The sequence below is a fragment of the Psychrobacter pacificensis genome, from assembly GCF_900101915.1.
GTDB lineage: Bacteria > Pseudomonadota > Gammaproteobacteria > Pseudomonadales > Moraxellaceae > Psychrobacter > Psychrobacter pacificensis.
This window is the reverse complement of the sequence record NZ_FNAL01000016.1, coordinates 1-26,385: the sequence shown is the minus strand read 5'-3', so window position 1 is coordinate 26,385 and position 26,385 is coordinate 1. Positions and strand designations below refer to the sequence as shown.

The window sequence follows — 26,385 nt, the reverse complement described above, 5'->3', positions numbered from 1 at the left end:
GGAAGAGAGCAAATATGTGGGAGTTAGTAAAGGCAGGCGGCTGGCTAATGACACCTATTGTCGTCTGCTCTATATTGGCATTGGTTATCATTATTGAGCGTAGTCATACATTGCAATTTAGCAAGACTGTGCCTAGCAGACTGCGTGAGCAGCTCATCACTCGCCTACGCGAAAATGGCGATATCGGCCGTACACAATTGATGAATGTCAAAGAGAAGACAGCGCTTGGTGATATTTTGGCAACGGGGCTGCTCTATCGTCAGTACGGCCTAGAGTCTATGACCATGCATATGCAAAATCGTGCTAGCGTACAAGTCCACCAGCTAGAAAAAAATATCAATATGTTGGGTACAATTGGTGCCATTGCGCCATTGCTTGGATTATTAGGTACGGTATTAGGTATTATTTCTTCATTCTTAGCGATTACTGATGGTGCGATGCAAGATCCAACAATGCTTGCTGCTGGTGTCTCACAAGCACTAATTACCACGGCTGCTGGTATGATCGTCGCCATCCCAGCGCTTGTCGCGTATCGATACTTTCAGCGGCGTATCATCGACATCAATGCACAGTTCGAGACTCAAGCAGGGCTGATGATTCAAGAGCTATACGACTACCAATTGCTCGACAATACTTACGTAGCGGCACCTGCTAATAGTATGACTACTATTGATGAGCGTGCTACTGATCGATTAGATGTAGATAAAAGCAATATGGCGACAATATAATTGTCATAGTTTTGATCCTGAGTTTGATGCTCAAAGTACGTTCGTAATAGCAGGTAAGTAGAAGAGATTCATATGCGCTTTAGAAAACCGACTGTTGAGCCGCTTGAAATTAATCTGACGCCCATGATTGATTGCTTATTGTTTTTAATCGTCTTTTTACTACTGGCTACTTCTTTTAATCATTTTAGTCGTTTAAATATTATCCTTCCTGAAGCAGAAGGTGTGGCGCAGACAGAGCAAAAAAATAGTATAGAAGTAGCTGTACAAGAAGATGGCAGTTATTTGGTGAATGGTATTACGCTTGCTAGTAGTAACGAGGCTGAACTGACCAGCATGTTGCAGCAAGAAGCAGGAAGCAATCGCGATATGCTATTTGTCATCGCAGCGGATGCCAACGCTACCCATCAATCTGTCGTACGGGTGATGGATGTTGCTGGTAAACTCGGATTTTTGAACTTAAATATCAGCACCGTTGTCCCACTTGGTCAAACTTTGCCGCAATAATATTTGCCGCATCATTACTATAAACTGTGTATCAAGCACAGCCCATTCATGTCATGACACCTACATTGAGGCTTTTATGAGCCAAGCTTATACACCTGACTCTACAAAACCTTCTGCTAAAAAACCTTCAGCAGCCCCGTCTAATCCGCCAAAAAGTAAAACTTTACTGCGTCTATTAAAATATCTAAAACCGTATTGGTGGGCTTTGCTACTGACTGTTTTGGGCTTTGCTATCAACGCAGGAACTGAGATTTGGATTGCCAAGCTGTTGCAATACATTACTGATGCCATTAACCAAAGTGATCGAAGCAAACAGGCATTATTTCCATTACTCATCATTGCGCTATTTTTCGTACGCGGTTTGGGCAGTTTTTTGGGTAACTATTACTCGGCTTTGGTCTCACGTAATTTGGTTTATGAGCTGCGGGTCGAGGTTTTTAATAAACTACTGCGCTTGCCAAGTTCATTCTATTTGGCCAATCCTGCTGGTACGATCTCATCCAAGTTGATATTTGATGTTGAGCAAGTCACTGCTGCCAGTACAGACTCAATGAAGACCTTGCTGCGTGATGGTTTGACGGTTGTGGCATTGATAGGGTTTTTGCTTTATAGCAACTGGCGCTTGACTCTAATCCTATTTGTCGTATTGCCACCAATACTATGGCTCATTCGCATTGCCTCCAAGCGTTATCTTAAGCTCTCTAAAGGTATCCAAAAAACGATGGGTAGTGTCAGTCATATTACCAATGAGGTCATCAGTGGCTATCAGGTGGTAAAGAATTATGGCGGACAAGCATATGAAGCCGAGCGCTTTGATAAGACTTCAAAAAAGAACTTACGTCAAGGCATGAAGGTGGTCGTCACCAATAGCATCAATACCCCAGCAGTACAGCTGCTGATGGCGATAGCGATGTCGGTGGTGGTATGGCTTGCATTGAGACCTTCAGTTATTAGCGGTATTTCAGCAGGAGAGTTTATCTCTTATATTGCGGCAGCTGGTCTGCTCAGTAAGCCCGTCCGTTCATTGACTGATGTCAATCAAAAACTGCAAAAAGGCATTGCTGCTGGTGAGTCGATTTTTGCATTACTTGATGAGCCAGAAGAGGAAGACACAGGCACTATCAGCAAGGCGTTATCTGGTCAGATGTCTTTGGATAATATCAGTTTGGTATATCCAGATTCGACAGTTGCTCTACGTGATTTTACGTTAAATATAAAAGCAGGCGAGACGGTTGCATTGGTAGGACGAAGCGGAGCAGGCAAGTCCTCCTTGGTTAATCTCTTAACGCGTACTTTAGAAACCTCTTCAGGACAAATTACCTTAGATGGTGTGCCGATAGACCAGATTAAGCTAGAGAGCTTGCGCGCACAAATTGCGATGGTGAATCAGCAGGTTGTACTATTTAATACCACAGTATTTAATAACATTGCTTATGGGGGATTGGCCAACAAGAGCCAAGCTGAGGTCGAGGAGGCTGCAAAAGCGGCTTTCGCGCATGACTTTATCATGAAAATGCCAAACGGCTATCAAAGCGAGATTGGGGCCGAAGGGCTCCAGCTGTCTGGCGGCCAGCGTCAACGACTATCTATTGCTCGCGCGTTGTTAAAAGATGCGCCGATTCTGATTTTGGATGAAGCCACCAGTGCGCTTGATAATGAGTCAGAGTATTATATTCAGCAAGCGCTCGATAACGTCATGAAAAACCGTACGACGCTAGTGATTGCGCACCGCTTAACGACTATTGAATCTGCGGATCGTATTGCTGTGATGGATGGTGGTCAGATAGTTGAGCTTGGTACCCATAATGAGCTGATGCAGCTGCAAGGCCATTATGCGCAAATGTATGCTCGAGACTTTGAGTAGAATAGATTTATTTGATAAAGCGTCAACGCCTAAGCAGCGAATCGATAGGATACATGGCAATTATTTATGAGTATTGAGACGATAATTACTAATGCATGGCAACGTAAGGCCGCTTGGTTATGGCTGTTGCTACCTATTAGCTGGCTTTATGGACTGATCACCTTGCTTCGTCGTCACGCTTATAAAGTTGGGCTGCTATCAAGTTATCGCGCACCTATACCCGTCATGGTCATTGGTAATATCAGTGTGGGTGGTAGCGGCAAAACACCGTTAATTATCGCCTTGGTCAATCACTTGCAAAAACGAGGCATAAAAGTCGGCGTCATCAGCCGCGGTTATGGTGGCGATACGAGCCAAATGCCAGCATTGGTCAATGCCACCAGTTTGCCTAACGTAGTAGGCGACGAGCCATGTTTGATTGTTCATATGACAGGCGTTGCCATGGCAGTATGCCCGAATCGTCAGCAAGCAATTACTACCTTGTTGGATGCTGAACCTGATTTGCAATTGATTATCGCTGACGATGGTTTGCAACATTATGCGCTCAAGCGGGATATAGAGTGGATTGTGGTAGATGCCGCGCGAGGGTTTGGTAATGAGCAATTATTACCAACCGGATTTTTGCGTGAGCCAATGTCACGACTAGAAGGTGCTCATGTGATTTATCATGACAAGCCAAAAACAGACTTGTCGCATTATCATGAAAGCAGTAAAAATTCACACCCTCCTGAGCGCTTGAGCATGCATTTGCAAGCTGATGAATTGCAACATCTATGGAGTCCTCAATCACCTATTAAGCAAATAGATAATGTCGTTCCTGCCAGCAATAGTAGAGTACACGCAGTCAGTGGTATCGGCTACCCACAGCGTTTTTTTGATACGTTGGAGTCTCTTGGTTTTGACGTGATAGGGCATCCTTATCCTGATCACTATGACTTTAGTTTGGCTGAGCTTTTACAATACAGCGATTATCCTATCGTCGTTACCAGTAAAGATGCGGTAAAAATAAAAGCATTGCTGTCAGACTATACGGCGGAGCAAGCATCAAGTGATGAGTATGCACAGCTCGTTAGCAGGTTGTGGGTTTTGCCTGTGACGGCCGTATTATCCGATAACTGTTATGATAATCTAAACCAGCAATTAAAAGCTTTGGGTATTGAGGCTGACTCTGATGTTGGTACAAAAACGCCATCATAGATAATAGTCAATACGTCAAACTGACACAATTTTTAGGAATAAACCATGTCGCTTGTCACCACACCTGCCAAAACCCATATTGTGATTCCTGCACGCTTTAAGAGCACACGGTTACCCGGTAAGCCATTATTGAGCATTCATGGCAAAGCGATGATACTTTGGGTGGCTGAAAAGGCAAAAACAGCAACCTTTGCTGACGATATGTGTATTGCGACTGATGATGAGCAAATTGCAAAGGTCTGTATCGATGCCGGTTTTGATGTCGTGATGACAAGTAGCGAGCATGCTTCAGGCACTGACCGCTTGGCGGAAGTGGCGGCTATCAAAGGCTGGGCTGATCATGATATTGTGGTCAATATGCAGGGTGATGAGCCTCTTGTGCCGCCCTTACTGCTCGAGCAGGTACAGGCGCTTTTGGTAGCGGATGAGGCCAGCGTCATGGCGACACTCTGTGAGCCTATCGATGATTACGATACATTCCAGCGACCTTCTGTGGTAAAAGTGGTCAGCCAACATACGAATAATTTGCAGCGCGCGCTTTATTTTAGTCGAGCACCGATTCCTTGTGATCGTGATATCGTATTGGCGGATGACAATCAAAGACAGCCACCGAAGAACGCATATCGTCATTTGGGTTTATATGCTTACCGCGTTAGTCTATTACAGCAGTTTGTTGCATGGCCACAGACGCCGCTTGAGCAGCTTGAAAGCCTAGAGCAGCTACGAGTGCTAGAAAACGGTAAGCTTATCGCCATTGCAGAGGCCGCCTGTCAACTGCCGGCTGGTGTCGATACCCAAGAGGATCTAAACCGTTTAAATGCCATGTGCTTGGCTGATTTTCAAAACCCCACTAAATAATGATCTGAGCAAGCGCTCGCACATTATCCAGAGTATCATTAGCGTGCCGCATCCTAAATATCTAAAAACGTGATAGAGCTATTGTTATGAATGATCTGACAGCAAATGTAGGCGCGCAAGAGCGTTCAGATAGTATCTATTTTGCGCCCTTATTGCCGTGGCAACAGACATTGTGGTCGCAATTGACGCAGCGAGTATTGACTCAGCAGTCCTTGCCGCATGCATTGCTCGCTGCTGGTATGCAGGGAATGGGTAAACACGCCTTTGTATGGCGGTTGGTGGCTTGGTTATTATGCCGCGAGCATGATACGAATCCACTAGGCGCATGCGGCACGTGTGAAAGTTGTCAATGGCTCAAGTCGGGTACTCACCCAAGCTTGCAAGTGCTGCCAATCGTGAGTATGCCAATCAATGCGGATAGCGACACCCTCCAAGACAAATCAAGCAGCGCAAAAGACAAAAAAGCCACTAAGAGCACCAGCAACAGCGCGATTAAAATCAAAGTGGATGACATTCGTGCCTTGCAGCCTTTTATTTATCAAGGCGGGCAAGGGATGCGCATCTGTGTGTTAGATCATGCTGAGCAAATGACCGTCGCCGCTGCCAATGCGTTACTCAAAACCTTGGAGGAGCCGCAAGCGCAAGTTCATCTATTTTTAATCAGTGACACGCCTGCTCAGCTGCTTCCGACCATCAAGAGCCGTGTACAACAGCTGGCATTACAGACTATTGAGCCCGCTGTTGCTATCGATTATGTGACAAAAGCGCTCGGTCATACCATCAATCGTGAAGCCGTCAGTAAGATGGCGATTGAGCAGTTGATACAATTAGCAAACGGCGCACCTCTCGCTGCGGTAGCATTGGCACAGGCACCGTGGTACAGCAAACGTGCACTGTGGCTGACCACATGGCAGGCACTGCGAAGTGGTAAACGTAGTAGCGTAGCGGCAAGTGATTATTGGCAAAAACAGCTGAGTATTAAAGAGTTTATTCAACTGTCTGAACGGATGCTCCTAGACATAAAGCGCATCTGCCTAGGACTGAATGAATTACAAACAGATATCAACCTATCAGAAGCATTAGCCTCTTATCAACCCGATGCTCTCAATCTAGAAGTATTCGGCGATAGTTTGCAGCAAACCAAAGTTGCACTGCAACAAAATGTGCAAGAAAAATTTGCCTATGATAAGCTAATGCAAGAATTGGCCTGCTTGTAGGAGTGGTGACATAGCCTTTGTGAGCTATTGAAACTTATTGATATAAATTGCTTTTGTTTATATCTCACAATCATTTATAAAAATATATTTGACCCAATTGATAAAGGAAGCTGATTATGGCAATGCCAGGACGCGGCGGGATTTTAACCTGCCATATTGAGACTATCGAAACGTTGTATGCCAGCTATCTGTCTTTTGTGAACAATGGCGCTTTGTTTGTGCCCTCTGATCAGCCGCAGCAATTGGGTAATGAAGTTTTTATTGCTGTTACACTGCCCAACTCTAGTGAGCGTTTGCCAATGAATGGTAAGGTTGTTTGGATCAACTCCAAAACGCAGAGCGGTCGACCAGCAGGCTTTGCTGTGCAAATTGGTAGTGATATCGCAGGACAACGAATCAAGAACGAAGTTGAGCGTTTATTGGCTGGTAAAATAGATAGCCTGCAATCCACTTATACCATGTAGCCCATACCACTTAACCCAAAAACCTAGGCGTCTTTATCGATGGTCATCATGGCTATATTGTATGATTAATAAAAAAGCCTTATAACTGTATAAGGCTTTTTTTAGGATATATATCCATGAGTGCTAGTAGCGCGACGGTACGTACATATCATCAGGAATAGGCTCGCGGTAGTATTCGTCATCACGTTTGCGACTGGGCAATTCAACTTCCTCACGAGGTATCTCTTTATAAGGAATCTGGTCGAGCAGATGTGCAATACAGTTGAGCCTAGCGCGCTTCTTATTGTTGCCTTCAACCACCCACCATGGGGCCTCAGGGATATGAGTGCGCTCAAACATGGTCTCTTTTGCTTTGGTATAATCCTCCCAGCGCCTACGGGATTGTAAGTCCATCGGCGAGAGTTTCCACTGTTTTAGCGGATCGTATATTCGGCTCATAAAGCGTGCATGCTGCTCATCGTCAGTAATAGAAAACCAGTATTTCACCAAGCGAATGCCTGATCGCACAAGCATGCGTTCAAACTCTGGCACTGACTGGAAAAATTCCTCATATTGCTCATCAGTACAAAAGCCCATGACGCGCTCGACACCGCCGCGATTGTACCAACTACGATCAAACAAAACGATCTCACCTGCGGCTGGTAGATGCGCGACATAGCGCTGAAAATACCACTGGGTTTGCTCGCGTTCAGTAGGAGCAGGTAAGGCGGCAACACGGCACACGCGTGGATTTAGCCGCTGAGTGATACGTTTAATGGCCCCACCTTTGCCAGCAGAGTCTCGCCCTTCAAAGATAACGACGATACGCTCACCATTTGCGACCACCCAGTCTTGCAGCTTAATAAGTTCTCGCTGCAATCGTACCAACTCATGGAAATAGGTACGCCGATCCAGTTTTTCTTGCTCACTCATCTCACGACCATTGAAGCGAAAGTCACGTGCATAGTCATCTATTTCGTTTTCTAGCTCTTCATCGTAGGTATCGATAAGGTCTTGATGCATTTTTCGACGTAGCTCATCATCAAGAATGTCTTTTTCGATGCGCTCAGCCAAGATGGCTTGTTCTCGGTTGTATTGATCTAATTGCTCCTGGGTGGTGAGTGATTGAAAGTCAGTGGTTGTAATGGGTTTTGTCGTTACCAATTTATCAGAGCCAAAAATGATTTGTCTCATTTTTCTTAATAGAAACTTTTTTTTAAGTAGAAATTCTGTCTTACCCATAAATATTACCTTTGTTTGGCGTGTCAGCTTTTTTAAGAGGCTACTATCTAGGTCGGTTCTATCATAGCAAAGTACAGACAATAAAAAATGCCCTTTAACTATTTAAAGGGCATTTTTTATGAGAATAGATGAGCTGATAAAAATGATGAATCAAGTACTCATTTTCATTCGTTACTTACCGAACTTATTTTTCTAAGATGCAAGTCACGCCTTGACCACCGGCTGCGCAGATAGAGATTAGCGCACGGCCTGAGCCTTTTTGGTCAAGTAGTTTTGCGGCGGTGGCTAGGATACGACCACCGGTCGCGGCAAATGGATGGCCTGCTGCTAGCGATGAGCCATTCACGTTTAGCTTGCTGCGATCGATCGAGCCTAGTGGCGCATCAAGACCTAGGCGCTCTTCACAGAATGTCTCATCTTCCCAAGCGGCGAGTGTCGATAGCACTTGTGAGGCAAACGCTTCATGAATCTCATAGAAATCAAAGTCTTGTAGCGTGAGGCCAGCGCGCTCAAGCATACGCGGTACCGCATAAGCGGGTGCCATGAGTAAGCCTTCGGTAGTACCAGATTTACCGATAAAGTCTACCGCTGCTGTCTCTTGGTGCACGATATAAGCCAGTGGTTTTAGACCATGCTCTTTTGCCCATTCATCAGTACCCAATAGGACACAAGATGCGCCATCAGTCAGTGGCGTTGAGTTAGCAGCAGTCATCGTTGGATTGGCGTTCTTTTTGCCAAATACTGGCTTTAGCTTACCCAGTTTCTCTAGCGTGGTGTCTGGACGTAAGTTGTTATCACGAGTCAGACCTTTGTATGGGGTGATCAAGTCATCAAAGAAACCTTCGTCATAAGCGCGTGCTAGGTTTTTGTGACTGTTAAAGGCAAGCTCGTCTTGAGCTTCACGAGTGATGTTCCACTCAAGCGTGGTGATGGCTTGGTGCTCGCCCATCGATAGACCAGTGCGCGGCTCGCCATTTTGCGGTGAGTCAATCAAGTCTTTTGGATTTAGACCCATCAATGCCTTTAGGCGTTGCTTGTTGTCTTTGGCGGCACCAAGCTTGATCAGTACTTTACGCAGACCATCACCAATAGCGATAGGCGCATCTGAAGTAGTATCTACGCCGCCTGTAATGGCTGAATCGATAATACCCAGTGCGATTTTGTTCGCAGAAGCAAAGGTCGCTTGTAGGCCAGTTCCGCACGCTTGTGAGATATCATAGGCTGGTGTGTGTGGGTTCAGCGCTGTGTTCAATGTTGCTTCGCGAGTCAGGTTGATATCGCGGCTTAGCTTCATAACGGCACCAGCGACCACTTCGCCGATGACTTCGTCTTGTAAGTTGTAGCGCTCAACCAAGCCGTCTAGAGCCGCAGTCAACATATCTGTATTGCTGACGTCAGCGTATGAGCCATTTGAGCGAGCAAATGGAATACGGTTACCACCTAAGATTGCCACACGATTCTGGTTTGTAGCAGGTTTGGTTGTACTCGCTTTTTTAGTTGCAGTCGCTGGTTTTTTAGCTGCTGTGGTTTCTACTTTTTCATCATCTGGTTGTTTGCTAGTGGTATTTTTAGTCTCTGAGTCGTTGGTATCAGTTCCTTTAGCGTCAGATTTTTTAGTAGCTGGCGCTTCTTTTTTTGTGTTGTCAGCTTGTGTGCTATCAGCCTTGGTATCGTTGGCCTTAGTATCAGCTTTAACGTCAGCAGTTTTAGCAGGTTCATTGTTTTCAGCAATTTCTTGTGGTTTTGCATCGCTGGCTTTAACAACAGTGCTTTCGACAACTGGACTATCAGGGTGGTTATTTTTATTACTCATAATATTATCCTTAAAAAGTATGGGCAGAAAAGTTGAAGGGTAAAAATAAAAAGTGGCAAAGTCATGTTAAGCAAAAATCAAATATTATCATTTATCGCCTAGTGTCGCTGTGTATGATAAGTCGTTTTGTGCTCGTTTAATGTATGTCTTTAGCAAACGATGTGTCGCTTGTATAAGTTCAATGACAGCTTTAAGCGTACTGGTTAAGGCGCTGATAGACTGACGAGTACCAACGAATATCAGATAGTAGCATTGCATAATGATATGTTTGATAATATATTGTTATCAATAATTATGTTTGCCATAACTTATACGTCAGATTTTAACATGTTATGATGGTCAGTAAGTGGGTAAAAAGTCGTCAGCTTGTATACTGACTTGTTTACAGATTGTTGTAGACATTGTCTGTTTTTGGACATGTTTTTAATGGCAGTGTATAGTTTGGCCAGTTTTAAAATGATTTACCAAATATCAATAATTACAATGTTGATGAGTCTATATAATAGGCGTATTACATTTAGTGTTTATTATTATTTCAACCATTCATTATTTATAGGGAATATATTATGTCAGACCGTTATGGTGATTTTGTTCAATCTTCTATTGGTAAAAAAGTCGCAAAGAACTTAGGTTTGCCAATGCCAGCGACGCTTGATCGTTTTGAAAGCGGTGAGCGTTTGGTTCGTGGCAGTGTACTAGTTGGCCGTGCTAATGGTGAGGACAAAAGCATTAGTGAATCTGTTGCACGTATTTTGTTAGATGTGCATGCTGATGTATATGTAAACAGCAGTGATGATGTTAAAGACGCCCTTGCTGATGCAGGCGTTGAAGCAAAAGCCAATACAGGTGGTGACGATCAGTTCAAAGTATTGCTTTTTGATGCAAGTAATATCAGCAATGCAGATCAGCTAAAAGAAGTGTACGAGTTTTTTCATAGCGTTGCGCGCCGCGTTGAAAAATCAGGCCGTGTGATCGTTATTGGTCGTACGCCAGAGGACATCACTGATATCGAAACTGCCATGGCACAACGGGCACTTGAGGGCTTTGTAAAATCAGTAGGCAAAGAGTTCAAGCGCGGCATTACAGCTCAGCTTATCTATGTAGAAACAGGCGCTGAGCAAAACCTAGACTCGACCTTACGCTTTTTCACTTCAGCACGTTCAGCTTATGTCTCAGGACAAGTGGTACGCGTGAGCAAGGGCGACTCAGTTGATGTCGATTGGAATCAGCCTCTAGGCGGTAAAACGATGCTAGTGACGGGCGCAAGTCGCGGTATTGGCGAAGCAATTGCTCGCGTCTTGGCTCGCGAGGGCGCGCATGTAATCTGTCTTGATGTACCGCAGCAGCAAGCTGACCTACAAAAAGTTGCTAGCGAAATCAGTGGCTCTGTATTGACAGTAGACATCACTAGCGATGACGCTGGTGCAGAAATCGCAGATGCGGCGCAAAAGCGTGGTGGTCTGGATTCAGTCATTCATAATGCTGGCGTGACACGTGATAAGACATTGGCCAGAATGGATGAGAAAAAGTGGGATATGGTCATCGATATTAACTTGGGCAGCATTGCTAAGCTGAATCGCTACTTGCTTGATAATGACGTGCTAAAAGAAAACGCCCGTATCGTCTGTGTGTCATCTATTTCAGGTATCGCTGGCAACATGGGTCAGACCAATTATGCCACTTCTAAAGCGGGTGTTATTGGCTTGGTTAATGCGACTGCTAAGCAGTTAGAAGACAACGCAAAAGGCATGACCATCAATGCAGTAGCACCAGGGTTTATCGAAACACAAATGACGGAAGCGATTCCGTTTGCTATTCGCGAAGCGGGTCGTCGTATGAATTCAATGAGCCAAGGCGGTTTACCAGTTGACGTGGCTGAGACCATCGCATGGTTGGCTTCACCTGCTTCGGGTGGCCTAAATGGCAACACAGTTCGTGTTTGTGGTCAAAGCTTACTTGGCGCATAATACTGATTTGTTGGTGAGACTGTGTGGCAAATGAGGAGAAAGTAGCGTGATGGTATTATCCCTTGTTTTTGATTTGCCTCACATATGCTTACGAAATATTTGCTGATAATTTGTAATAAAGCTGCCCACGGGTGGCTTTTTTATGATAAAAACACAAGAGCCATCAGCCAAACTATTTTTTGCTATTAAAGATACTTGCAAAATTGATTGAATATAGTACTCATTGATAATAGGTATCAGTCAATGACTGCTTAATGTCTTTAGATACGTTAAAAATCTTGTTCAAGCCACATTTAGGATTTACTTATGCCAGACACCCATTATGACGCGTTGCCAAAAGCGCACACTACCTATGCCAATATTGTCAAAAGCTTACTACCGATTGGTAACAGCGGCAAAGTCAGTAAAGATCAATTGCCACAGGCCACCTATTACGTCGATGATTTGCATATCGATCATGATAATCTAAACGACTATCGTAAAATTTGTGGCTTTGCTGATAATAGTAAAGTTCCAGCGACGTACTTTTCAGTACTATCACAGACTCTACAGATGAATATGATGGTCAAAGAGCCGTTTCCGTTTGCGATGTTGGGTCTGGTACACGTAGACAATAGCGTCACGCAGCATCGTCCTATCGGTGAGCGCGAAACGGTGTCCATGTCGGTCACTTTTGATAACTTGCGTGACCATGCTCAAGGTCAGCAATTTGACTTTGTCACCACGGTCAAAGCAGAGGACAAAGTGATCTGGGAAGGAACGTCAACTTACCTATCACGCAGCAAAAAAACGGCCAGCAGCAAAGATAAAAAAAGCACACCGCGTCCAGTTGCTGTGAAGCCAGAAGTAGGTAAAAAAGACGTACACAGTATTTTTGAAGTGCCAGAAGATATCGGTCGCCGTTATGCTTTTGTTTCAGGTGACTTTAACCTGATTCATTTGCACCCACTATCAGCGCGCGCGTTTGGCTTCCCTAAAGCGATTGCACACGGCATGTGGTCAAAAGCTAAGTGTCTTGCTCTAATGGATGAGCTGCCTGATGCTTATACCGTTGATGTTTCTTTCAAGTTACCGATCTTTTTGCCAGCAGAAGTGGAGCTTATTGCGCAGCCAATCGCTCAGCTTGAAAGTGTCGGCGATACCTGTGATTTTGGCTTATATAGCTCCAAAAACAGTAAGCCACATTTGGCGGGTGTCGTGACGTTAAATAGCAAGTAGCAAGCATTGTACGACGTATTCAAACCGATATCTTAATAGCCATATTTAACCAACACGTTTATCATTATGACTGCACAAAACATGAATTCACAAAATAGCGCGACAAGTACGGATCAAGCTGACAGATCAATGACTATTGATACAGTAGCTGCTAATGACAACGCTGTCACTAATATCTCAATTAATGACCATAGCGATTCTGACAATGGTGTTGATTTGTCCGCTGTCTTTGAGCCTTATTTTCGTCCGGATGCCAATACTATTGTGTGCGGCGCGTTAAATGAGGAAAAAGTCGCCGCTCTAGCAAAAGCTGGCGTTGAGTTGGTGATTAATTTGCAGTCAGAGGATGAGTTGAGTTTTAATGAATCAGCGGCCGTTGAGCGTGCAGGAATGAGCTATGAGCACCTGCCTATTAATGGCGCTGAAGAGCTAAAGCAGCTTAAGATATTGGCTTTTGATAATATATTGCGTCAGTATCATGGTAAAAAGATGGCCATACACTGTGGTTCAGGCAACAGGGTAGGGGCTGCCATTGCACTACGCGCAGGCTGGTTGCGTGGTCGCAAGATGGATACGGCTATGGAGCGTGGACGTAGTCACGGCTTGACCAAGCTTGAACAAGAAGTCCATAATCGCTTGCTAGTACCGCGCTAAATTATCATAATAATTGAAGCATAAAAAGGCGACCGATAGGTGGCCTTTTTTATTGGTTATCAATGCATTTATACTGATCTCCAATATCTCTATAACGCATGTACCCAACTGATTTTAATACGAGGTCAGTTCACAATACTGGAGCAAGGTAGCAATGATGGACGACAACAAGCAAAATAATGATAAAAATATCGATACATCTATGAGCATAGATTTACAACGCCGCTTACAGCAGTTATTTACAGACTTACAGCTAGATGACGCGCCAGCTGGTGGTGCTGTGGTTGTGTATCAGGCAGGCGAGTGTATTGCACAGGCAAGTACAGGTATGGCGCGTTTGGATGCATCATGGCAGTCTGATACGCTTGCCATCAATTTTTCTACCGGTAAAGGCATCTTAGCGACGCTACTGCATGTATTGGTTTCGCAGCAGCTGCTTGGTTATGATGTGCCTATTGCTCACTATTGGCCAGAGTTTGCCGCAACAGGTAAAGACAAAATTACCTTGCGACAGGTGATGTCACATCAGGCGGATTTGTTTTCGATCACCAGTATCGATGTCGATAGTGACACGATGCTCGATTGGCGCGTTATGCTGAATCATATTGAAGAAATGCCTATCACAGCACCTGAGGACGCCGCTGTATATGACAGCGCTTATAGCGCGTTGGTCTATGGTTGGGTACTTGGCGGTGTGATAGAAGCCGTAACGCATATGTCATTAGCCGAAGCTTTACGTCAGTATCTAACCGAGCCTTTAGGTATTGCAGACAGTTGCTATTTTGGTGTACCAGATAGCAAAGTAGATCAAGTAGCAAAGCTTGCCAAAGACTTTGAGTCATCAAATGAGGATAGCGTACAACTGCGTAACAAGCGCCAAAAACCAACCCTAAAATCCGACTCACCAAGCACCTTACATACTTATGCAAGTCTGCCTAGCTATTATTGCTGGCAACAGAAAATGCTCAATGATGAGCGTACAGCTGAAACGCAAAGTAGCCTTAACGACGATCTGGACGATAAAAATATTGATAACATACAACCTGTATTAAATACTGCGCGTATTAATAGCCTATATTTTAATACCAGTCAGCTCAATCTTAAAAACTATAAAGCAGCGCTCATTCCTGCCGGAAAACAAGCACTTGATTATCACAATCGCAAGACACTACAGGCAATCATTCCCGCTGCTAATGGCGTCGCTTCAGCGGATGCGCTAGCCACTATCTATGCTATGTTGGCCAATGGTGGGGTTTGGCAAGGGCAGACGCTAATTGATAGTGCTACGTTTAAGCAGCTCTCCGCAATACAAGTCACAGGCCTAGATGCTGTCATGCCAGCGCCTATGCAGTGGCGACTGGGCTACCACAGATTATTCAGTATATGCAGTGGTAACGACACTATCGATAATAGCATTGATCCAGCACTATCAGGGTTTGGGCACATGGGATATAACGGCTCAGTCGCTTGGTGTGATCCTACGCGTCAACTGTCATTTGCCTTTATCCATAATTTTGATACCACCATGCTCAACGATATTCGTCAGTTTGCATTGACAGAAGCGGTTCTGGGCTGGGTTGATGAAGTACGCTGATAAAGGCAATTCTATAAATGAATCCACTTTATCAATGATAATAACAGCATGAGTGGTTAATGATGCTCTTTTGGTGTCATTTTAAGTAGCCTTGTTGCGCTCAGACCATGGATGAAGATGGAGGTCAGAATCACAATCGAGCAGACAATCCATAGTTTGAGCGCATCATCCTCAGCAAAGAAATCTGTGTTGAGCGCATAAGACAGATAGTACAAAGTACCAATACCGCGTATACCTAGTGCTGAAATTGCGTATTTTTCAGTACGGGGTAAATGAAGTCCTGATAACGCGATAAATCCGCCAATTGGGCGTATGAGTAGTAGGAAAGTAAAACTGACGATATACACACGCCATGTTAGCTCAACACCAGCTTGCAAACCTTGACCCAAGAACATACCAAAAATAACCAGTACTAACGACATCAACAAACCTTCTGATTGCTCAGCAAAATCGTGTAGTTTTTGATGGTAGGAGTGCTCACATTCTGAACGCCTAAATGCAAATGCAGCGACGAAGACAGCGATAAAACCATAGCTGTGCACATACTCTGCGACACCATATGCCACCAAAGTCAGAGCAATAACTACATATCCTTGCGATATCGTGGTCTCACGGGTGTGTTTAGAAAATACTACTTTGGCCATCGCCTTACCAACCAGCACACCAACCAATACCCCTGCGCCAATCTTCCACAAAACATCATGGGTGAACCATGACCACAGCATCTCACTGGTAAAAGCGTTTCCTTCACTAAAAGCTTCCGCAATTTTAATCGCCAAGTAAACAAAAGGAAAAGCCAATCCGTCGTTTAACCCTGCTTCTGAAGTCAACGTAAAGCGAGGTGTGTCTTCTCTTCCTGTATTAGGGGGGCCCACCTGAATACTAGATGCCAGAACAGGATCGGTAGGTGCTAATACCGCACCCAGCAAAATAGCAGCGCCAAGGCTCAAGCCAAAGGCATAATAGCCTAACCCTGCCATCGCAAAAATACCGATGGGCATCGTAATGAGTAAGAGCCTAACCGTCGGTCGCCACAGCTGCCAAGAGAAATCAGTATCAATTTTGATACCCGCACCAACCAATGAGACTAAAATGACAATTTCAGTCAGTTTTTCGATGATTATTCCATTATTGATAGGGTCCAAAAACGATAGAGACGTCCACCAGTAACCCATCATCAAGCCAAAACTCACTTGTAGCATAGGCAATGATATCGAGGTGCGTTTAAAGATAACAGGAAACAATGCCCCTAATAAAAAGGCGATACCGCAGATTAATAAAAATAAATTGTAGTTCTCAATCATAAGGTTTTCGCACGTTGTTATATTTTAAGGAATTGTTTTGAGAGGTTTGCTTTCGATATTGATAATGGTTGGTATAGATGTTTAATATCTAGCCTGCAATATGACTTATCATAACGATAAAAAAGAATTATTACCGAAAGAAATAGTTATCAGAACGACAGATGCGTTGTTTTTTGGTGAAAAAAAAGCCTGCATGGCGCAGGCTTGATAGATTTTTATAAATAAGTTATGAAAACGAAGGGTTTAGATAGAGTTCTTAGCGCTCAACTTGGCTTACGTCGCGCACAGCGCCAGTGTCCGCACTGGTCGTCATTGCAGCATAAGCACGTAATGCCGGCGAGACATGACGATCACGACTGACGGGTTTCCATGCGTCGCGACCGCGTGCTTCCATAGCTTCTCGGCGTGCGGCTAAGTCTGCATCACTGACTTGCATGTTGATAGTACGATTTGGAATGTCGATGTGAATGCTATCACCTTCTTCAACCAGACCAATGGCACCGCCTTCAGCAGCTTCTGGGCTAGCATGACCGATTGATAGACCGGATGTGCCACCAGAAAAACGACCATCAGTGAGTAGGGCGCATTCTTTACCCAAACCTTTTGACTTCAGATACGTCGTTGGATAGAGCATCTCTTGCATACCAGGGCCACCTTTAGGGCCTTCATAGCGGATGATGACCACATCGCCTGCAACGATTTTGTCGTCTAAAACTGCCGCGACAGCTGCATCTTGTGATTCAAAAATACGTGCGCGACCGGTAAAGGTTAAGATACTCTCATCGACACCAGCGGTTTTGACCACGCAGCCACGCTCGGCAATATTGCCATACAGTACAGCCAATCCACCATCTGCAGAGTAGGCGTGTTCGGCACTACGGATACAACCTGACTCACGGTTGACGTCAAGGTTTGACCACTCTTTTGATTGTGAAAACGCCTCGGTGGTGCGAACGCCACCCGGTGCAGCAAGGAAGCGCGCGCGTGCCTCATGGTTATCACGATTCATGATATCCCATTTATCAATCGCTTCTTTCATTGTCGTACTATGGATAGTCGGTACGTCAGTTTTCAACAATCCCGCACGATCAAGTTCAGCCAACAAGGCAAAGACACCGCCCGCACGATGCACGTCTTCCATATGGAATTTTTGTGAGGCAGGGGCTACTTTTGCTAGGCATGGCACACCGCGGCTTAGACGGTCAATATCAGCCATTTTAAAATCAATCTCAGCTTCATTGGCCGCAGCAAGTAGATGCAAGATCGTATTGGTTGAACCCCCCATGGCAATATCTAAGCTCATCGCGTTCTCAAAAGCGGCTTTGGTCGCGATTGAGCGTGGTAATACTGAATCATCATCTTGCTCGTAGCGACGTTTCGCAAGCGAGACAATAGTGCGTCCCGCTTCCAAAAACAGCTCACGGCGTAGTGAATGAGTAGCGAGTAGTGAGCCATTACCCGGTAGGGCCAAGCCTAACGCTTCGGTCAAGCAGTTCATCGAGTTGGCTGTGAACATCCCAGAGCACGAGCCGCAAGTCGGGCAGGCTGAGGCTTCGATAGTGGCCACATCCTCATCACTGATGCTGTCATCAGCCGCGTCCATCATTGCATCGACGAGGTCAAGTTTACGAATGGCACTGCTGTCATTACTATCGGTATTGTGGCTCTTACCAACGGTGCTGGCTAGGATTTTGCCCGCTTCCATTGGGCCACCTGAAATAAATACCACAGGTATATTAAGACGCATTGCCGCCATTAGCATACCCGGTGTGATCTTATCGCAGTTAGAGATACACACTAGCGCATCTGCACAGTGGGCATTGACCATGTACTCGACCGAATCAGCGATCAAATCACGACTTGGCAGAGAATACAGCATACCGCTATGACCCATGGCGATACCATCATCGACCGCAATGGTGTTGAACTCTTTTGCAACGCCGCCAGCTTGCTCAATCTCGCGTGCGACCAGCTGCCCAAGATCTTTTAGATGCACATGGCCGGGTACAAACTGGGTAAAAGAGTTGGCAATCGCAATGATTGGCTTGTCAAAGTCGCCGTCAGTCATGCCGGTGGCACGCCATAATGCGCGCGCGCCTGCCATATTACGACCGCCGGTAGAGGTTTTTGAGCGATAATCCATGTGATATTCCTTACAAATAGGCGGGGTTGTTAAAATCTGCACCCTCAGTTCTGATAAGGATAGTGTGCTTTTTATAGAGGGTGAGGACTAGTGAATAATACTAATTCGTTACCATACCATTAGATATGAATAATAAAAAATCATGTGCCAATAATAATGAAGTTATAACCATAAAAGATGGGTAAAAATGGACTATTCAAGACGCGCTAAGATGGCTTTTTCAAACCAAGGTAGTTCAGCTTTATCGGCTTCTAGCTTCATAATAACTGCCAGCGCATGGGTGGCCAAAAGCTGTTGATAGTCACTACTCGCATCAATCGTCAATAGCGATTCGGCAGGTAGCTCTTGCGTATTAGGGTTTTGCTCGTCAATACTGATTAATGTCTGCTTGTTATTTTTATAAAGGACGTCTACACGACCAAAAAACTGCCAGTCTTCAAAAGCGGCAATAATAGCGTCGGCGGCATCCTTAGTATAGATTTGCTGCGTCTTTTTGCCTGTATTGGTCCAATGCAGACGAACGGCTAACTGCAATGCCTCACTAAATACCACCAATGAGCCCATAATTTTTACATGCCAAGGACTGGTCAGTAGCTCCTCGTCAATGCCAATTAATTGAGCCGCTTCACGAGCGGACATAGGTGTATTGAATTGAAGCAGTAATTCAGGTGTAAGCGGATGCGACTGCTTGACGGCATCGTCTAAGCTATCATAATGATACAGAAAAGGCAGTGGCAAATCTTGCATGACGGTCTTTTTGATGATTTTACAGTTGTGTATCTGCCAGCCAATCGCCTTGTCAGTCAAAGCTTCTGCTAAGATGATAGCGTTTGGATCGATAGTTTTAGTACCGCTTTCACTCTCAATATCAGAGTATTCTTCCTTATTATCAAGGGTTATAGCAGTATTATTCATATCTGTTTGAGTTGGCAAAGTAGACGAATCCATAAACATAGCGTTATTAAAATAGAGGGTTAATATAACATTTAAAAGGCATGGCCCGCCAATAAATTAGTGGGATAAGCTAGGGAGTGTACAGCTTGATTTTATCAACGACGGAAATGATAGCAACTTGTACTAAACTTATATTTCGTCCACTATATGACAAGCGCTCTAAACCATTTTAAAAGCTGTTAAGCATCCAACAATCAAATAATCAAAGGAAAAAATAATGACTGAAGTAAATCAAAAGACTGCTTATGATGACAATAATATTTTTGCCAAAATGTTAGATGGTGATATTCCTTGTCATAAAGTCTATGAAGACGACAAAACCCTTGCTTTTATGGATATCATGCCGCAAGCCGAAGGTCATGTATTGGTGATACCCAAGCAAAAAGCGGTAGATTTGGTAGATCTTGAGCCAGAGTATGCCGCTGCTGTCCTGATGACTTCTAAAAAGGTTGTGCAAGCACAGCGTCAAGTGTTTGAGCGTGAAGGGGTTATTCAGATGCAGTTGAATGGCTCACAAGCCGGTCAAACGGTTTTTCATTATCATGTGCATTTGATTCCATCGAGTATTCACGAGTTAGGACGTCATGCAGTAACGCAGGCTGATCAAGGTGAGCTTGCAGATATTGCCAAGCGACTTGCTACAGCTATTAGTGCTGCCTGATATCGAGGCATAAATTGCTAGGATGATAGGTATATAAGATTGAAGGGCAACTAACAAGTTGCCTTTTTTATTGCCCAGTAATCATTGTGTAATAAACGTTAAGTTATTGTTGTAAACACGCGTTTATCTTGGGATTTGGCTAAAGTTTATGTTACATAGTATTCCCATCTACACAGAATGCGTCGGTATTATTGCTAACGTGCTGTTTTAATATTGATGACATCTATTGTTTGTAAATTGATATCTACTATGTTGATGAGTATCAGGGATAGGATTCTTTATCACTTATTTTTACGGATTTGAGGATACCACTGCTTATGAGTAACGGTTCACGCTCTACCATTTTACTACCAGTCTTTATACCCGCAGCTGTGATTATGCTGCTGTTGGTCATCGGTACCGCCATCAATCCTGAGGCAGCAGGGGCGCTGTTTAGCGATGTGCTTAGTTTTACGACCGAGACCTTCGGCTGGTTTTACATGCTGGCGGTGGCCCTGTTTTTGATGTTTATTATTGTACTGGCGTTTTCGTCTTATGGCAGTATCAAGCTGGGCCCTGATCATGGGGAGGCGGAATACGGATTCCTTGAATGGTTTGCCATGCTGTTTTCGGCAGGCTACGGGATTGCGCTACTATTTTATGGAGTAGCGGAACCAGTGATGCATTTTTCTAGTCCGCCAATGTCTGATCCGCAGACCATTGCGGCGGCAAAAGAGGCGATGCAGATTGCTTATTTTCACTGGGGTTTTCATATTTGGGCGATTTATGGTGTCGTTGGTTTATCACTGGCATATTTTGCCTTTCGTCATGGTCTACCATTATCAATACGTTCGACACTGTATCCGATTATTGGTGACAGGATTCATGGCCCTATCGGTCATACGGTCGATGTGTTTGCGATATTGGGTACGATGTTTGGTATTGCCACCAGTCTTGGTCTGTCAGTATCGCAAATCAATGCAGGTCTAAACTACTTATTACCTGATATTATCCCCGTGAATACTACCATACAGGTCGTGGCGATTGCATTAGTGACATCGGCAGCACTGGTGTCCGTATTGGCAGGGATGGACAAAGGGGTAAAACGCTTGTCTATTCTAAATATGGTATTGGCAACCGCGTTGATGGTGTTTGTATTTGTAGTAGGGCCGACGATCTTTATCCTAAATGCCTTTATGGAAAATACGGGTAGTTATTTGGGTAATATCATTGAGCGTACCTTTAGCTTACAAGCGTACGAGAATAGCGATTGGATCGGTAGCTGGACCTTATTTATCTTTGCATGGACGATTGCATGGGCGCCTTTTGTCGGTCTGTTTATCGCCAAGATTAGCCGTGGCCGTACCATCCGTGAGTTTGTACTCGGTGTGATGTTGGTGCCAACGTTCTTTACGTTCTTTTGGTTTTCGGTGTTTGGTGATACTGCCCTACATATGATTATGGTCGATGGCTATAACTCACTCATCAGCGAGGTACAAAACAACCAAGCGATTGCTTTATTTAAATTATTAGAGCGGTTACCGTTTACCGAATTTGTGTCGTCATTGACTATTTTGTTGATTATTACGTTTTTTGTGACGTCATCAGATTCTGGCTCATTGGTGATCGATTCGCTAGCGGCTGGCGGGCGTAGTGATACGCCATGGTGGCAGCGCAGCTTTTGGGTAGTGACTGAAGGGGCCGTTGCCGCGGTGCTTTTGATTGCTGGCGGTCTCACAGCGCTACAAACGGCGGCAATCGTTAGTGCACTACCATTTGCGATTATCATTCTGATCTCCATGTTCGGTATGTGGCGCGCATTGCGTATCGAGGGACATCGTAATCAAAGTCTCGATCAAAATAACAAACTACCGCCGCACTTGCTTAAACCGTCTGCATGGCGTGAGCGCATCGACTATATGGCTGATAAGCCCACACGTGACAAGGTGCTAAACTACATCAAAGAAGTGGTGATGCCCTCGATGATGGAAGTGTCGTCTAAATTTGCAGAAACAGGTTGGACGACTGAGGTGAATTATGATGCAGCCAATAACCGTGCCGTGCTTGAGTTGCAACGTGGTGACGATGTCGAGTTTTGGTATGAAGTGCGCTTGTCTGAACATGAAGCGCCTGATTATTATACTGAAAGCAGCGCCGACACCTTGCCGCAAGAACACTATCATCGCGCTGAGGTGTATCTGCGCCGTGGTGGTCAGACCTATGACTTATACGGTTATAAGTCTGAATCGGTGATCAATGATATCATCGATCAGTTTGAGAAGTATTTGCACTTCTTGAATGTGTCACCTGATAGCCTACCGTGGCGTATGCAAGCGCATGATGATGCTATCACGCTAGAGCAGGGCAGTGTGCTTGATAAATAATGAATAGAATGTATCAAAAATGAGTAATGCTTATGCAAGCTATTCACGTTAATCGCTTGCAATAAATGTAAGAATCCTTAGAATAACGGCTTGTTTTCCTTACAAATCAAGCCGTTTTTTTATGTCTATTGATTCTCCTGTGTTACCTTCATCCTCGACTTCGTCCGACCATCCATTGTTGCAACCCTTAAATATAGGTGGTCTGACGATTGAAAACCGTTTGATGGTTGCGCCGATGGCGGGCGTGACGGACAATCCTTTTCGCCGATTGTGTAAGTCATTTGGCGCAGGTCATGCGGTCAGCGAGATGATCATCGCTGATACGGCACTTTATGCACGCAAAAAATCCCTGTATCGTGCCAATTTCGACAATGAGATTGCGCCTATTTCTGCACAGATAGCAGGCGCAGAGCCAGACAAATTGGCTGAAGCGGCTCGTTATCAAATCTATAATGGCGCGCAGATTATCGATATCAATATGGGCTGTCCGGCCAAAAAAGTCTGCCGTAAGCTGGCAGGCTCAGCGCTGCTGCAAGATGAAGATTTAGTAGCAAAATTGCTTGACGCTGCAGTCAATGCCGTTGATGCGCCTGTGACATTAAAAACACGATTGGGGTTTGAAAACGGTCGTGAAAACATCCTGCGAGTCGCTAAGCGGGCAGAGCAAGCAGGTATTGCCGCGATTGCGATTCATGGGCGTACGCGCGAGGATATGTATACGGGCGAGGCGCGTTATGAGTTAATACGCGAAGTCAAAGACAGCATTAGCATTCCTGTCATTGCGAATGGCGATATCGATAGCGCGCAAAAAGCGCAGCATGTTTATGAGATGACAGGCTGTGATGCGGTGATGATTGGGCGAGCCGCGCAAGGGCAGCCGTGGATATTTCGTGATATTGAGCATTTTTTACGCACAGGTGACGTGCTTGATGCCCCAAGTGTGAGCGAGATTAAGGAAGTTGTACTGGCGCATTTGCAAGAGCTGTATGACTTTTACGGCGAGTACTCCGGCTGCCGTATCGCCCGCAAGCATATTGCGTGGTATACGACAGGCATCCCCAACTCCAACGCTTTCCGTCAAGCGATGTATGGCGAGGAGAGTACAGCAGGGCAGTTCCGCGTGGTTGAGCGTTTTTTGCAGACGCATGAGTAGTAATGATCTGTACAGTTTCATCACGCTTATCATAAGCATAAATCACTGATACCTCTTTCAGCTCTATTGATTAAAGCTATATTTTATCAACAGGAGCGGCTTCGTTAAAAGGCATAGCATCAGGGTTTTTCTCAGATGTTGGCTTTTCTTTTTGCCAAGGGAATCGGCCTTCTAGCTCAACTTGTAGTGATAAACTCAAAAACGTACGAATAAGCACGATAATACCCAATACTAAGACTCTGCGTAATGTCGGCTCTGTCACCACCGTTGCCATAATGTCTGCGGCAATCAGTACCTCAAGTCCCAAAAGAATGGATTTGCCAACGGCCTGCCTGCTCTCTACATAGGTATTATGGTTCAGGCCGCCCGATATCCGAAATGCTTTGTAAAAGGCAAAGAGGAGTCCAAAGAACATAATCAAGACACCAATGACTTCGACTATCTTGGCAATCAAGTCAATATAATGGGTTAGGTTTCCGATCAAAATAATGTCTCCTCTGTATCAGTCAGCAAAAAGTATGGTGCTAAATATCGTCACTATTATATGATGATATATCACTATAAACCTCTAAAACCGTCAAGTTAACTATCAGCTATTGGTGTTTTGTTCACTGTATGCGATATTTTTTTGCTATGCTGTAAACGAATATTCATTGGCATAGGACAGACAAAAAGGACTTTTTATGGCTAATCCCTCGAAAAAAGCAATAACAAAAGCAGTAAAAGGCAAGAATATTATCATTACGGGTGCATCAAGTGGTATTGGCGAGCGTACGGCTTTTTTATTAAGTGAGTGCGGGGCGCATGTTATTTTGTTGGCGCGTACTGAAGACAAACTAAAAACCGTCAAAGAAAATATTGAAATATTGGGTGGCAGGGCCAGTTATTATCCATGTGACCTCACCAATATGGATGAGATTGAGAAAATCAGCGAACAAATTCTTGCTGATTTTAAACATGTGGATGTATTGGTCAATAATGCTGGTCGTTCGATTCGCCGTTCAGTCCATGAGTCGGTCAACCGTTTTCATGACTTTGAGCGCACCATGGAAATCAATTATTTTGGCGCGGTCAAAATTATTTTGGGTTTCTTGCCGACGATGATTAGCCGCCAAACAGGTCAAGTCGTCAATATCTCTTCGATTGGGGTATTGGCCAACAGCCCTCGTTTTGCCGCGTATGTGGCGTCAAAATCTGCACTAGATGCGTTTAGTCGTTGCTTAGCCGCGGAAGTCAAAGGCGATAATATCAAGGTCACCAATATCTTTATGCCTTTGGTACGTACCCCTATGATCGCCCCCACCAAGCTATACCGTTATATGCCAGCTTTGATGCCTGATGAAGCTGCATTAATGGTCGCAAAAGCGATTGTCCATAAGCCAAACAGTATTGCCAGTAATATGGGCAAATTCGCCTCAGCCACTTATTCGTTGGTGCCAGCATTTAACGTCGGTATTCAATCAATTGGTTATCGTATCTTCCCAAGTTCGACGGCAGCGCAAACGACTGATAGCAAGCCTAACTTTGCTCAGCGTGCCTTTGCTAGAATTCTTCCTGGTGAGCATCACTAAGATAGGTTTATTCTTAATTATTACGAAAACAAAAAAAGGATACGATGGTATCCTTTTTTAATACTGTAAAAATGGCTTAAATCCATATAGTTAAGTAGGGGAGTGGCAGCATTTTGTTCTTAGCAATTTACTTCGGTTAAAGTTTATTTACCATATATGGGCTTAGCGTGAGAATACGACGTGCTTTCGTCCTTCCATCATTACTAATGAATAGACTAATAGATAAAAGTTTGACAAAAAACCTAAGAAAATATTTATTATAATGAAATATTCAGAACCCACTAGAAAGCTTCTCATGATTCTTGAGTTTCCCGCTGAGGTAAAGCCAAAGAACATAAACCAACCTATATTTATAAGAAGTAATATTAATGCAGTTATAAGAATAGTTCTTTTGGGATTTTCACCGACTGCATGACTTAACTTATCTGGGTTTTTTGCTGCTAGTTTAAATTCCCTGACAACTTTGTTTGATACCCCTTTCATGAAATAAGTGAGAGTAATTATAAAAAATATTAATACAAAATATAGTATAACTGCATCGCTCAGCAACCTTATTCTACCCGAAGCTAATTCCATTGATTGTGCAAAGGGAGTAATACCTTGATAGTTTTTGTACTTGGAGCCTAGTATTAAAGAAGTCTTAGATTAACACATGAAGTGCAATACCAAATGCAAGGTGAAAAAAAGACCTAGATGCGCTAGCATCAAAGTTTTTATCCACCGACCAAAGTGAGATTGCAACCATGAGCTATACACATCTAAGCCTAGGTGAACGATACCAGATTTATGCCCTTAAAGGGGCAAAACATAGTATTAATTTTATAGCGAGGGTGTTAAACAGAAGTCCCAGTACCATATCAAGAGAGCTTAGGCGTAATAAAAGCCTACGAGGTTACCGAGCAAAGCATGCTAATAACAAGGCTTGTGACAGACGGGC

The 26,385-nt window shown here is 44.3% G+C and carries 22 protein-coding genes; 16 read left to right on the top strand and 6 right to left on the bottom strand.

All coding sequences use genetic code 11. The features are described 5' to 3' along the window. Positions 1-14 precede the first annotated feature (14 nt). From BLR43_RS09820 to BLR43_RS09790, 7 genes are all read left to right on the top strand, one after another. Positions 15-728: a MotA/TolQ/ExbB proton channel family protein gene (locus tag BLR43_RS09820; protein ID WP_071001354.1), complete on the top strand. Its 714-nt coding sequence runs from the start codon at positions 15-17 to the stop codon at positions 726-728. A gap of 72 nt (positions 729-800) precedes the next feature. After that, positions 801-1,232: an ExbD/TolR family protein gene (locus tag BLR43_RS09815; RefSeq protein WP_058024949.1), complete on the top strand. Its 432-nt coding sequence runs from the start codon at positions 801-803 to the stop codon at positions 1,230-1,232. Positions 1,233-1,308: 76 nt separating this feature from the next. After that, a complete protein-coding gene (gene msbA, locus BLR43_RS09810; RefSeq protein ID WP_071001355.1) occupies positions 1,309-3,096 on the top strand; it encodes a lipid A export permease/ATP-binding protein MsbA in 1,788 nt (595 codons plus the stop codon). A gap of 66 nt (positions 3,097-3,162) precedes the next feature. Beyond that, on the top strand, positions 3,163-4,293 hold the full coding sequence (lpxK, locus tag BLR43_RS09805; protein WP_071001356.1) for a tetraacyldisaccharide 4'-kinase: 1,131 nt from the start codon (positions 3,163-3,165) through the stop codon (positions 4,291-4,293). Positions 4,294-4,338: 45 nt separating this feature from the next. Next, positions 4,339-5,151, top strand: coding sequence for a 3-deoxy-manno-octulosonate cytidylyltransferase (kdsB, locus tag BLR43_RS09800; RefSeq protein ID WP_093070837.1), 813 nt, complete (start codon positions 4,339-4,341; stop codon positions 5,149-5,151). A gap of 86 nt (positions 5,152-5,237) precedes the next feature. Then, complete coding sequence (locus BLR43_RS09795; RefSeq protein WP_071001358.1) at positions 5,238-6,368, top strand: DNA polymerase III subunit delta'; 1,131 nt, start codon at positions 5,238-5,240, stop codon at positions 6,366-6,368. Positions 6,369-6,484: 116 nt separating this feature from the next. After that, positions 6,485-6,832, top strand: a complete 348-nt coding sequence (locus BLR43_RS09790; protein ID WP_058024954.1) for a PilZ domain-containing protein — start codon at positions 6,485-6,487, stop codon at positions 6,830-6,832. A gap of 123 nt (positions 6,833-6,955) precedes the next feature. Here the strand turns inward: BLR43_RS09790 and ppk2 are convergent, their stop codons facing one another. Then, positions 6,956-8,005: a polyphosphate kinase 2 gene (gene ppk2 / locus BLR43_RS09785; protein WP_228724600.1), complete on the bottom strand. Its 1,050-nt coding sequence runs from the start codon at positions 8,003-8,005 to the stop codon at positions 6,956-6,958. Between the two features lie 232 nt (positions 8,006-8,237). Then, on the bottom strand, positions 8,238-9,866 hold the full coding sequence (locus BLR43_RS09780) for an acetyl-CoA C-acetyltransferase (protein ID WP_071001359.1): 1,629 nt from the start codon (positions 9,864-9,866) through the stop codon (positions 8,238-8,240). Between the two features lie 566 nt (positions 9,867-10,432). Between BLR43_RS09780 and BLR43_RS09775 the strand changes: the two genes are divergently transcribed. From BLR43_RS09775 to BLR43_RS09760, 4 genes are all read left to right on the top strand, one after another. After that, a complete protein-coding gene (locus BLR43_RS09775; protein ID WP_058024956.1) occupies positions 10,433-11,833 on the top strand; it encodes a 3-oxoacyl-ACP reductase in 1,401 nt (466 codons plus the stop codon). Positions 11,834-12,139: 306 nt separating this feature from the next. Further along, complete coding sequence (locus tag BLR43_RS09770) at positions 12,140-13,051, top strand: MaoC family dehydratase (RefSeq protein WP_071001360.1); 912 nt, start codon at positions 12,140-12,142, stop codon at positions 13,049-13,051. Positions 13,052-13,132: 81 nt separating this feature from the next. After that, positions 13,133-13,705 carry a protein tyrosine phosphatase family protein gene (locus tag BLR43_RS09765; RefSeq protein ID WP_227517162.1) on the top strand — a complete coding sequence of 191 codons (573 nt, stop codon included), beginning with the start codon at positions 13,133-13,135 and terminating at the stop codon, positions 13,703-13,705. Positions 13,706-13,862: 157 nt separating this feature from the next. Beyond that, entirely contained in the window at positions 13,863-15,299 is a 1,437-nt protein-coding gene (locus tag BLR43_RS09760) for a serine hydrolase domain-containing protein (RefSeq protein WP_083328791.1), read from the top strand. 56 nt (positions 15,300-15,355) lie between these two features. On the opposite strand, the gene BLR43_RS09755 is transcribed toward BLR43_RS09760, so the two are convergent. The 3 genes from BLR43_RS09755 to BLR43_RS09745 all read right to left on the bottom strand — a co-directional run bounded on the left by BLR43_RS09755 (position 15,356) and on the right by BLR43_RS09745 (position 19,694). After that, positions 15,356-16,603 (bottom strand): cation:proton antiporter, encoded by a 1,248-nt coding sequence (locus tag BLR43_RS09755; protein ID WP_071001361.1) that lies wholly within the window; start codon positions 16,601-16,603, stop codon positions 15,356-15,358. A 256-nt stretch (positions 16,604-16,859) separates the two neighbouring features. Then, on the bottom strand, positions 16,860-18,746 hold the full coding sequence (gene ilvD, locus BLR43_RS09750; RefSeq protein WP_093070835.1) for a dihydroxy-acid dehydratase: 1,887 nt from the start codon (positions 18,744-18,746) through the stop codon (positions 16,860-16,862). Between the two features lie 192 nt (positions 18,747-18,938). After that, positions 18,939-19,694, bottom strand: a complete 756-nt coding sequence (locus BLR43_RS09745; RefSeq protein ID WP_227674243.1) for a hypothetical protein — start codon at positions 19,692-19,694, stop codon at positions 18,939-18,941. 223 nt (positions 19,695-19,917) lie between these two features. On the opposite strand from BLR43_RS09745, the gene BLR43_RS09740 reads away from it, so the two are divergent. The 3 genes from BLR43_RS09740 to dusB all read left to right on the top strand — a co-directional run bounded on the left by BLR43_RS09740 (position 19,918) and on the right by dusB (position 23,877). After that, complete coding sequence (locus tag BLR43_RS09740) at positions 19,918-20,361, top strand: HIT family protein (protein WP_093070832.1); 444 nt, start codon at positions 19,918-19,920, stop codon at positions 20,359-20,361. A gap of 317 nt (positions 20,362-20,678) precedes the next feature. Continuing rightward, a complete protein-coding gene (locus tag BLR43_RS09735) occupies positions 20,679-22,724 on the top strand; it encodes a BCCT family transporter (protein WP_093070830.1) in 2,046 nt (681 codons plus the stop codon). A gap of 121 nt (positions 22,725-22,845) precedes the next feature. After that, positions 22,846-23,877: a tRNA dihydrouridine synthase DusB gene (gene dusB, locus BLR43_RS09730; RefSeq protein WP_083328792.1), complete on the top strand. Its 1,032-nt coding sequence runs from the start codon at positions 22,846-22,848 to the stop codon at positions 23,875-23,877. Between the two features lie 76 nt (positions 23,878-23,953). Here dusB and BLR43_RS09725 read toward each other — a convergent pair whose 3' ends face one another. Then, positions 23,954-24,361 (bottom strand): DUF1622 domain-containing protein, encoded by a 408-nt coding sequence (locus tag BLR43_RS09725; RefSeq protein WP_244265498.1) that lies wholly within the window; start codon positions 24,359-24,361, stop codon positions 23,954-23,956. A gap of 199 nt (positions 24,362-24,560) precedes the next feature. On the opposite strand from BLR43_RS09725, the gene BLR43_RS09720 reads away from it, so the two are divergent. After that, positions 24,561-25,448, top strand: a complete 888-nt coding sequence (locus tag BLR43_RS09720) for an SDR family NAD(P)-dependent oxidoreductase (RefSeq protein ID WP_071001368.1) — start codon at positions 24,561-24,563, stop codon at positions 25,446-25,448. Between the two features lie 743 nt (positions 25,449-26,191). After that, the coding region (locus BLR43_RS14040; protein ID WP_143007427.1) for a helix-turn-helix domain-containing protein at positions 26,192-26,385 on the top strand (194 nt) is incomplete at its 3' end.

What these genes read in the sequence shown, in the direction of transcription:
- BLR43_RS09820 (WP_071001354.1), top strand. Translation starts at nt 15, where the DNA reads ATGTGGGAGTTAGTAAAGGCAGGCGGCTGGCTAATGACACCTATTGTC.
- BLR43_RS09815 (WP_058024949.1), top strand. Translation starts at nt 801, where the DNA reads ATGCGCTTTAGAAAACCGACTGTTGAGCCGCTTGAAATTAATCTGACG.
- msbA (WP_071001355.1), top strand. Translation starts at nt 1,309, where the DNA reads ATGAGCCAAGCTTATACACCTGACTCTACAAAACCTTCTGCTAAAAAA.
- lpxK (WP_071001356.1), top strand. Translation starts at nt 3,163, where the DNA reads ATGAGTATTGAGACGATAATTACTAATGCATGGCAACGTAAGGCCGCT.
- kdsB (WP_093070837.1), top strand. Translation starts at nt 4,339, where the DNA reads ATGTCGCTTGTCACCACACCTGCCAAAACCCATATTGTGATTCCTGCA.
- BLR43_RS09795 (WP_071001358.1), top strand. Translation starts at nt 5,238, where the DNA reads ATGAATGATCTGACAGCAAATGTAGGCGCGCAAGAGCGTTCAGATAGT.
- BLR43_RS09790 (WP_058024954.1), top strand. Translation starts at nt 6,485, where the DNA reads ATGGCAATGCCAGGACGCGGCGGGATTTTAACCTGCCATATTGAGACT.
- ppk2 (WP_228724600.1), bottom strand. Translation starts at nt 8,005, where the DNA reads ATGAGACAAATCATTTTTGGCTCTGATAAATTGGTAACGACAAAACCC.
- BLR43_RS09780 (WP_071001359.1), bottom strand. Translation starts at nt 9,866, where the DNA reads ATGAGTAATAAAAATAACCACCCTGATAGTCCAGTTGTCGAAAGCACT.
- BLR43_RS09775 (WP_058024956.1), top strand. Translation starts at nt 10,433, where the DNA reads ATGTCAGACCGTTATGGTGATTTTGTTCAATCTTCTATTGGTAAAAAA.
- BLR43_RS09770 (WP_071001360.1), top strand. Translation starts at nt 12,140, where the DNA reads ATGCCAGACACCCATTATGACGCGTTGCCAAAAGCGCACACTACCTAT.
- BLR43_RS09765 (WP_227517162.1), top strand. Translation starts at nt 13,133, where the DNA reads ATGAATTCACAAAATAGCGCGACAAGTACGGATCAAGCTGACAGATCA.
- BLR43_RS09760 (WP_083328791.1), top strand. Translation starts at nt 13,863, where the DNA reads ATGGACGACAACAAGCAAAATAATGATAAAAATATCGATACATCTATG.
- BLR43_RS09755 (WP_071001361.1), bottom strand. Translation starts at nt 16,603, where the DNA reads ATGATTGAGAACTACAATTTATTTTTATTAATCTGCGGTATCGCCTTT.
- ilvD (WP_093070835.1), bottom strand. Translation starts at nt 18,746, where the DNA reads ATGGATTATCGCTCAAAAACCTCTACCGGCGGTCGTAATATGGCAGGC.
- BLR43_RS09745 (WP_227674243.1), bottom strand. Translation starts at nt 19,694, where the DNA reads ATGGATTCGTCTACTTTGCCAACTCAAACAGATATGAATAATACTGCT.
- BLR43_RS09740 (WP_093070832.1), top strand. Translation starts at nt 19,918, where the DNA reads ATGACTGAAGTAAATCAAAAGACTGCTTATGATGACAATAATATTTTT.
- BLR43_RS09735 (WP_093070830.1), top strand. Translation starts at nt 20,679, where the DNA reads ATGAGTAACGGTTCACGCTCTACCATTTTACTACCAGTCTTTATACCC.
- dusB (WP_083328792.1), top strand. Translation starts at nt 22,846, where the DNA reads ATGTCTATTGATTCTCCTGTGTTACCTTCATCCTCGACTTCGTCCGAC.
- BLR43_RS09720 (WP_071001368.1), top strand. Translation starts at nt 24,561, where the DNA reads ATGGCTAATCCCTCGAAAAAAGCAATAACAAAAGCAGTAAAAGGCAAG.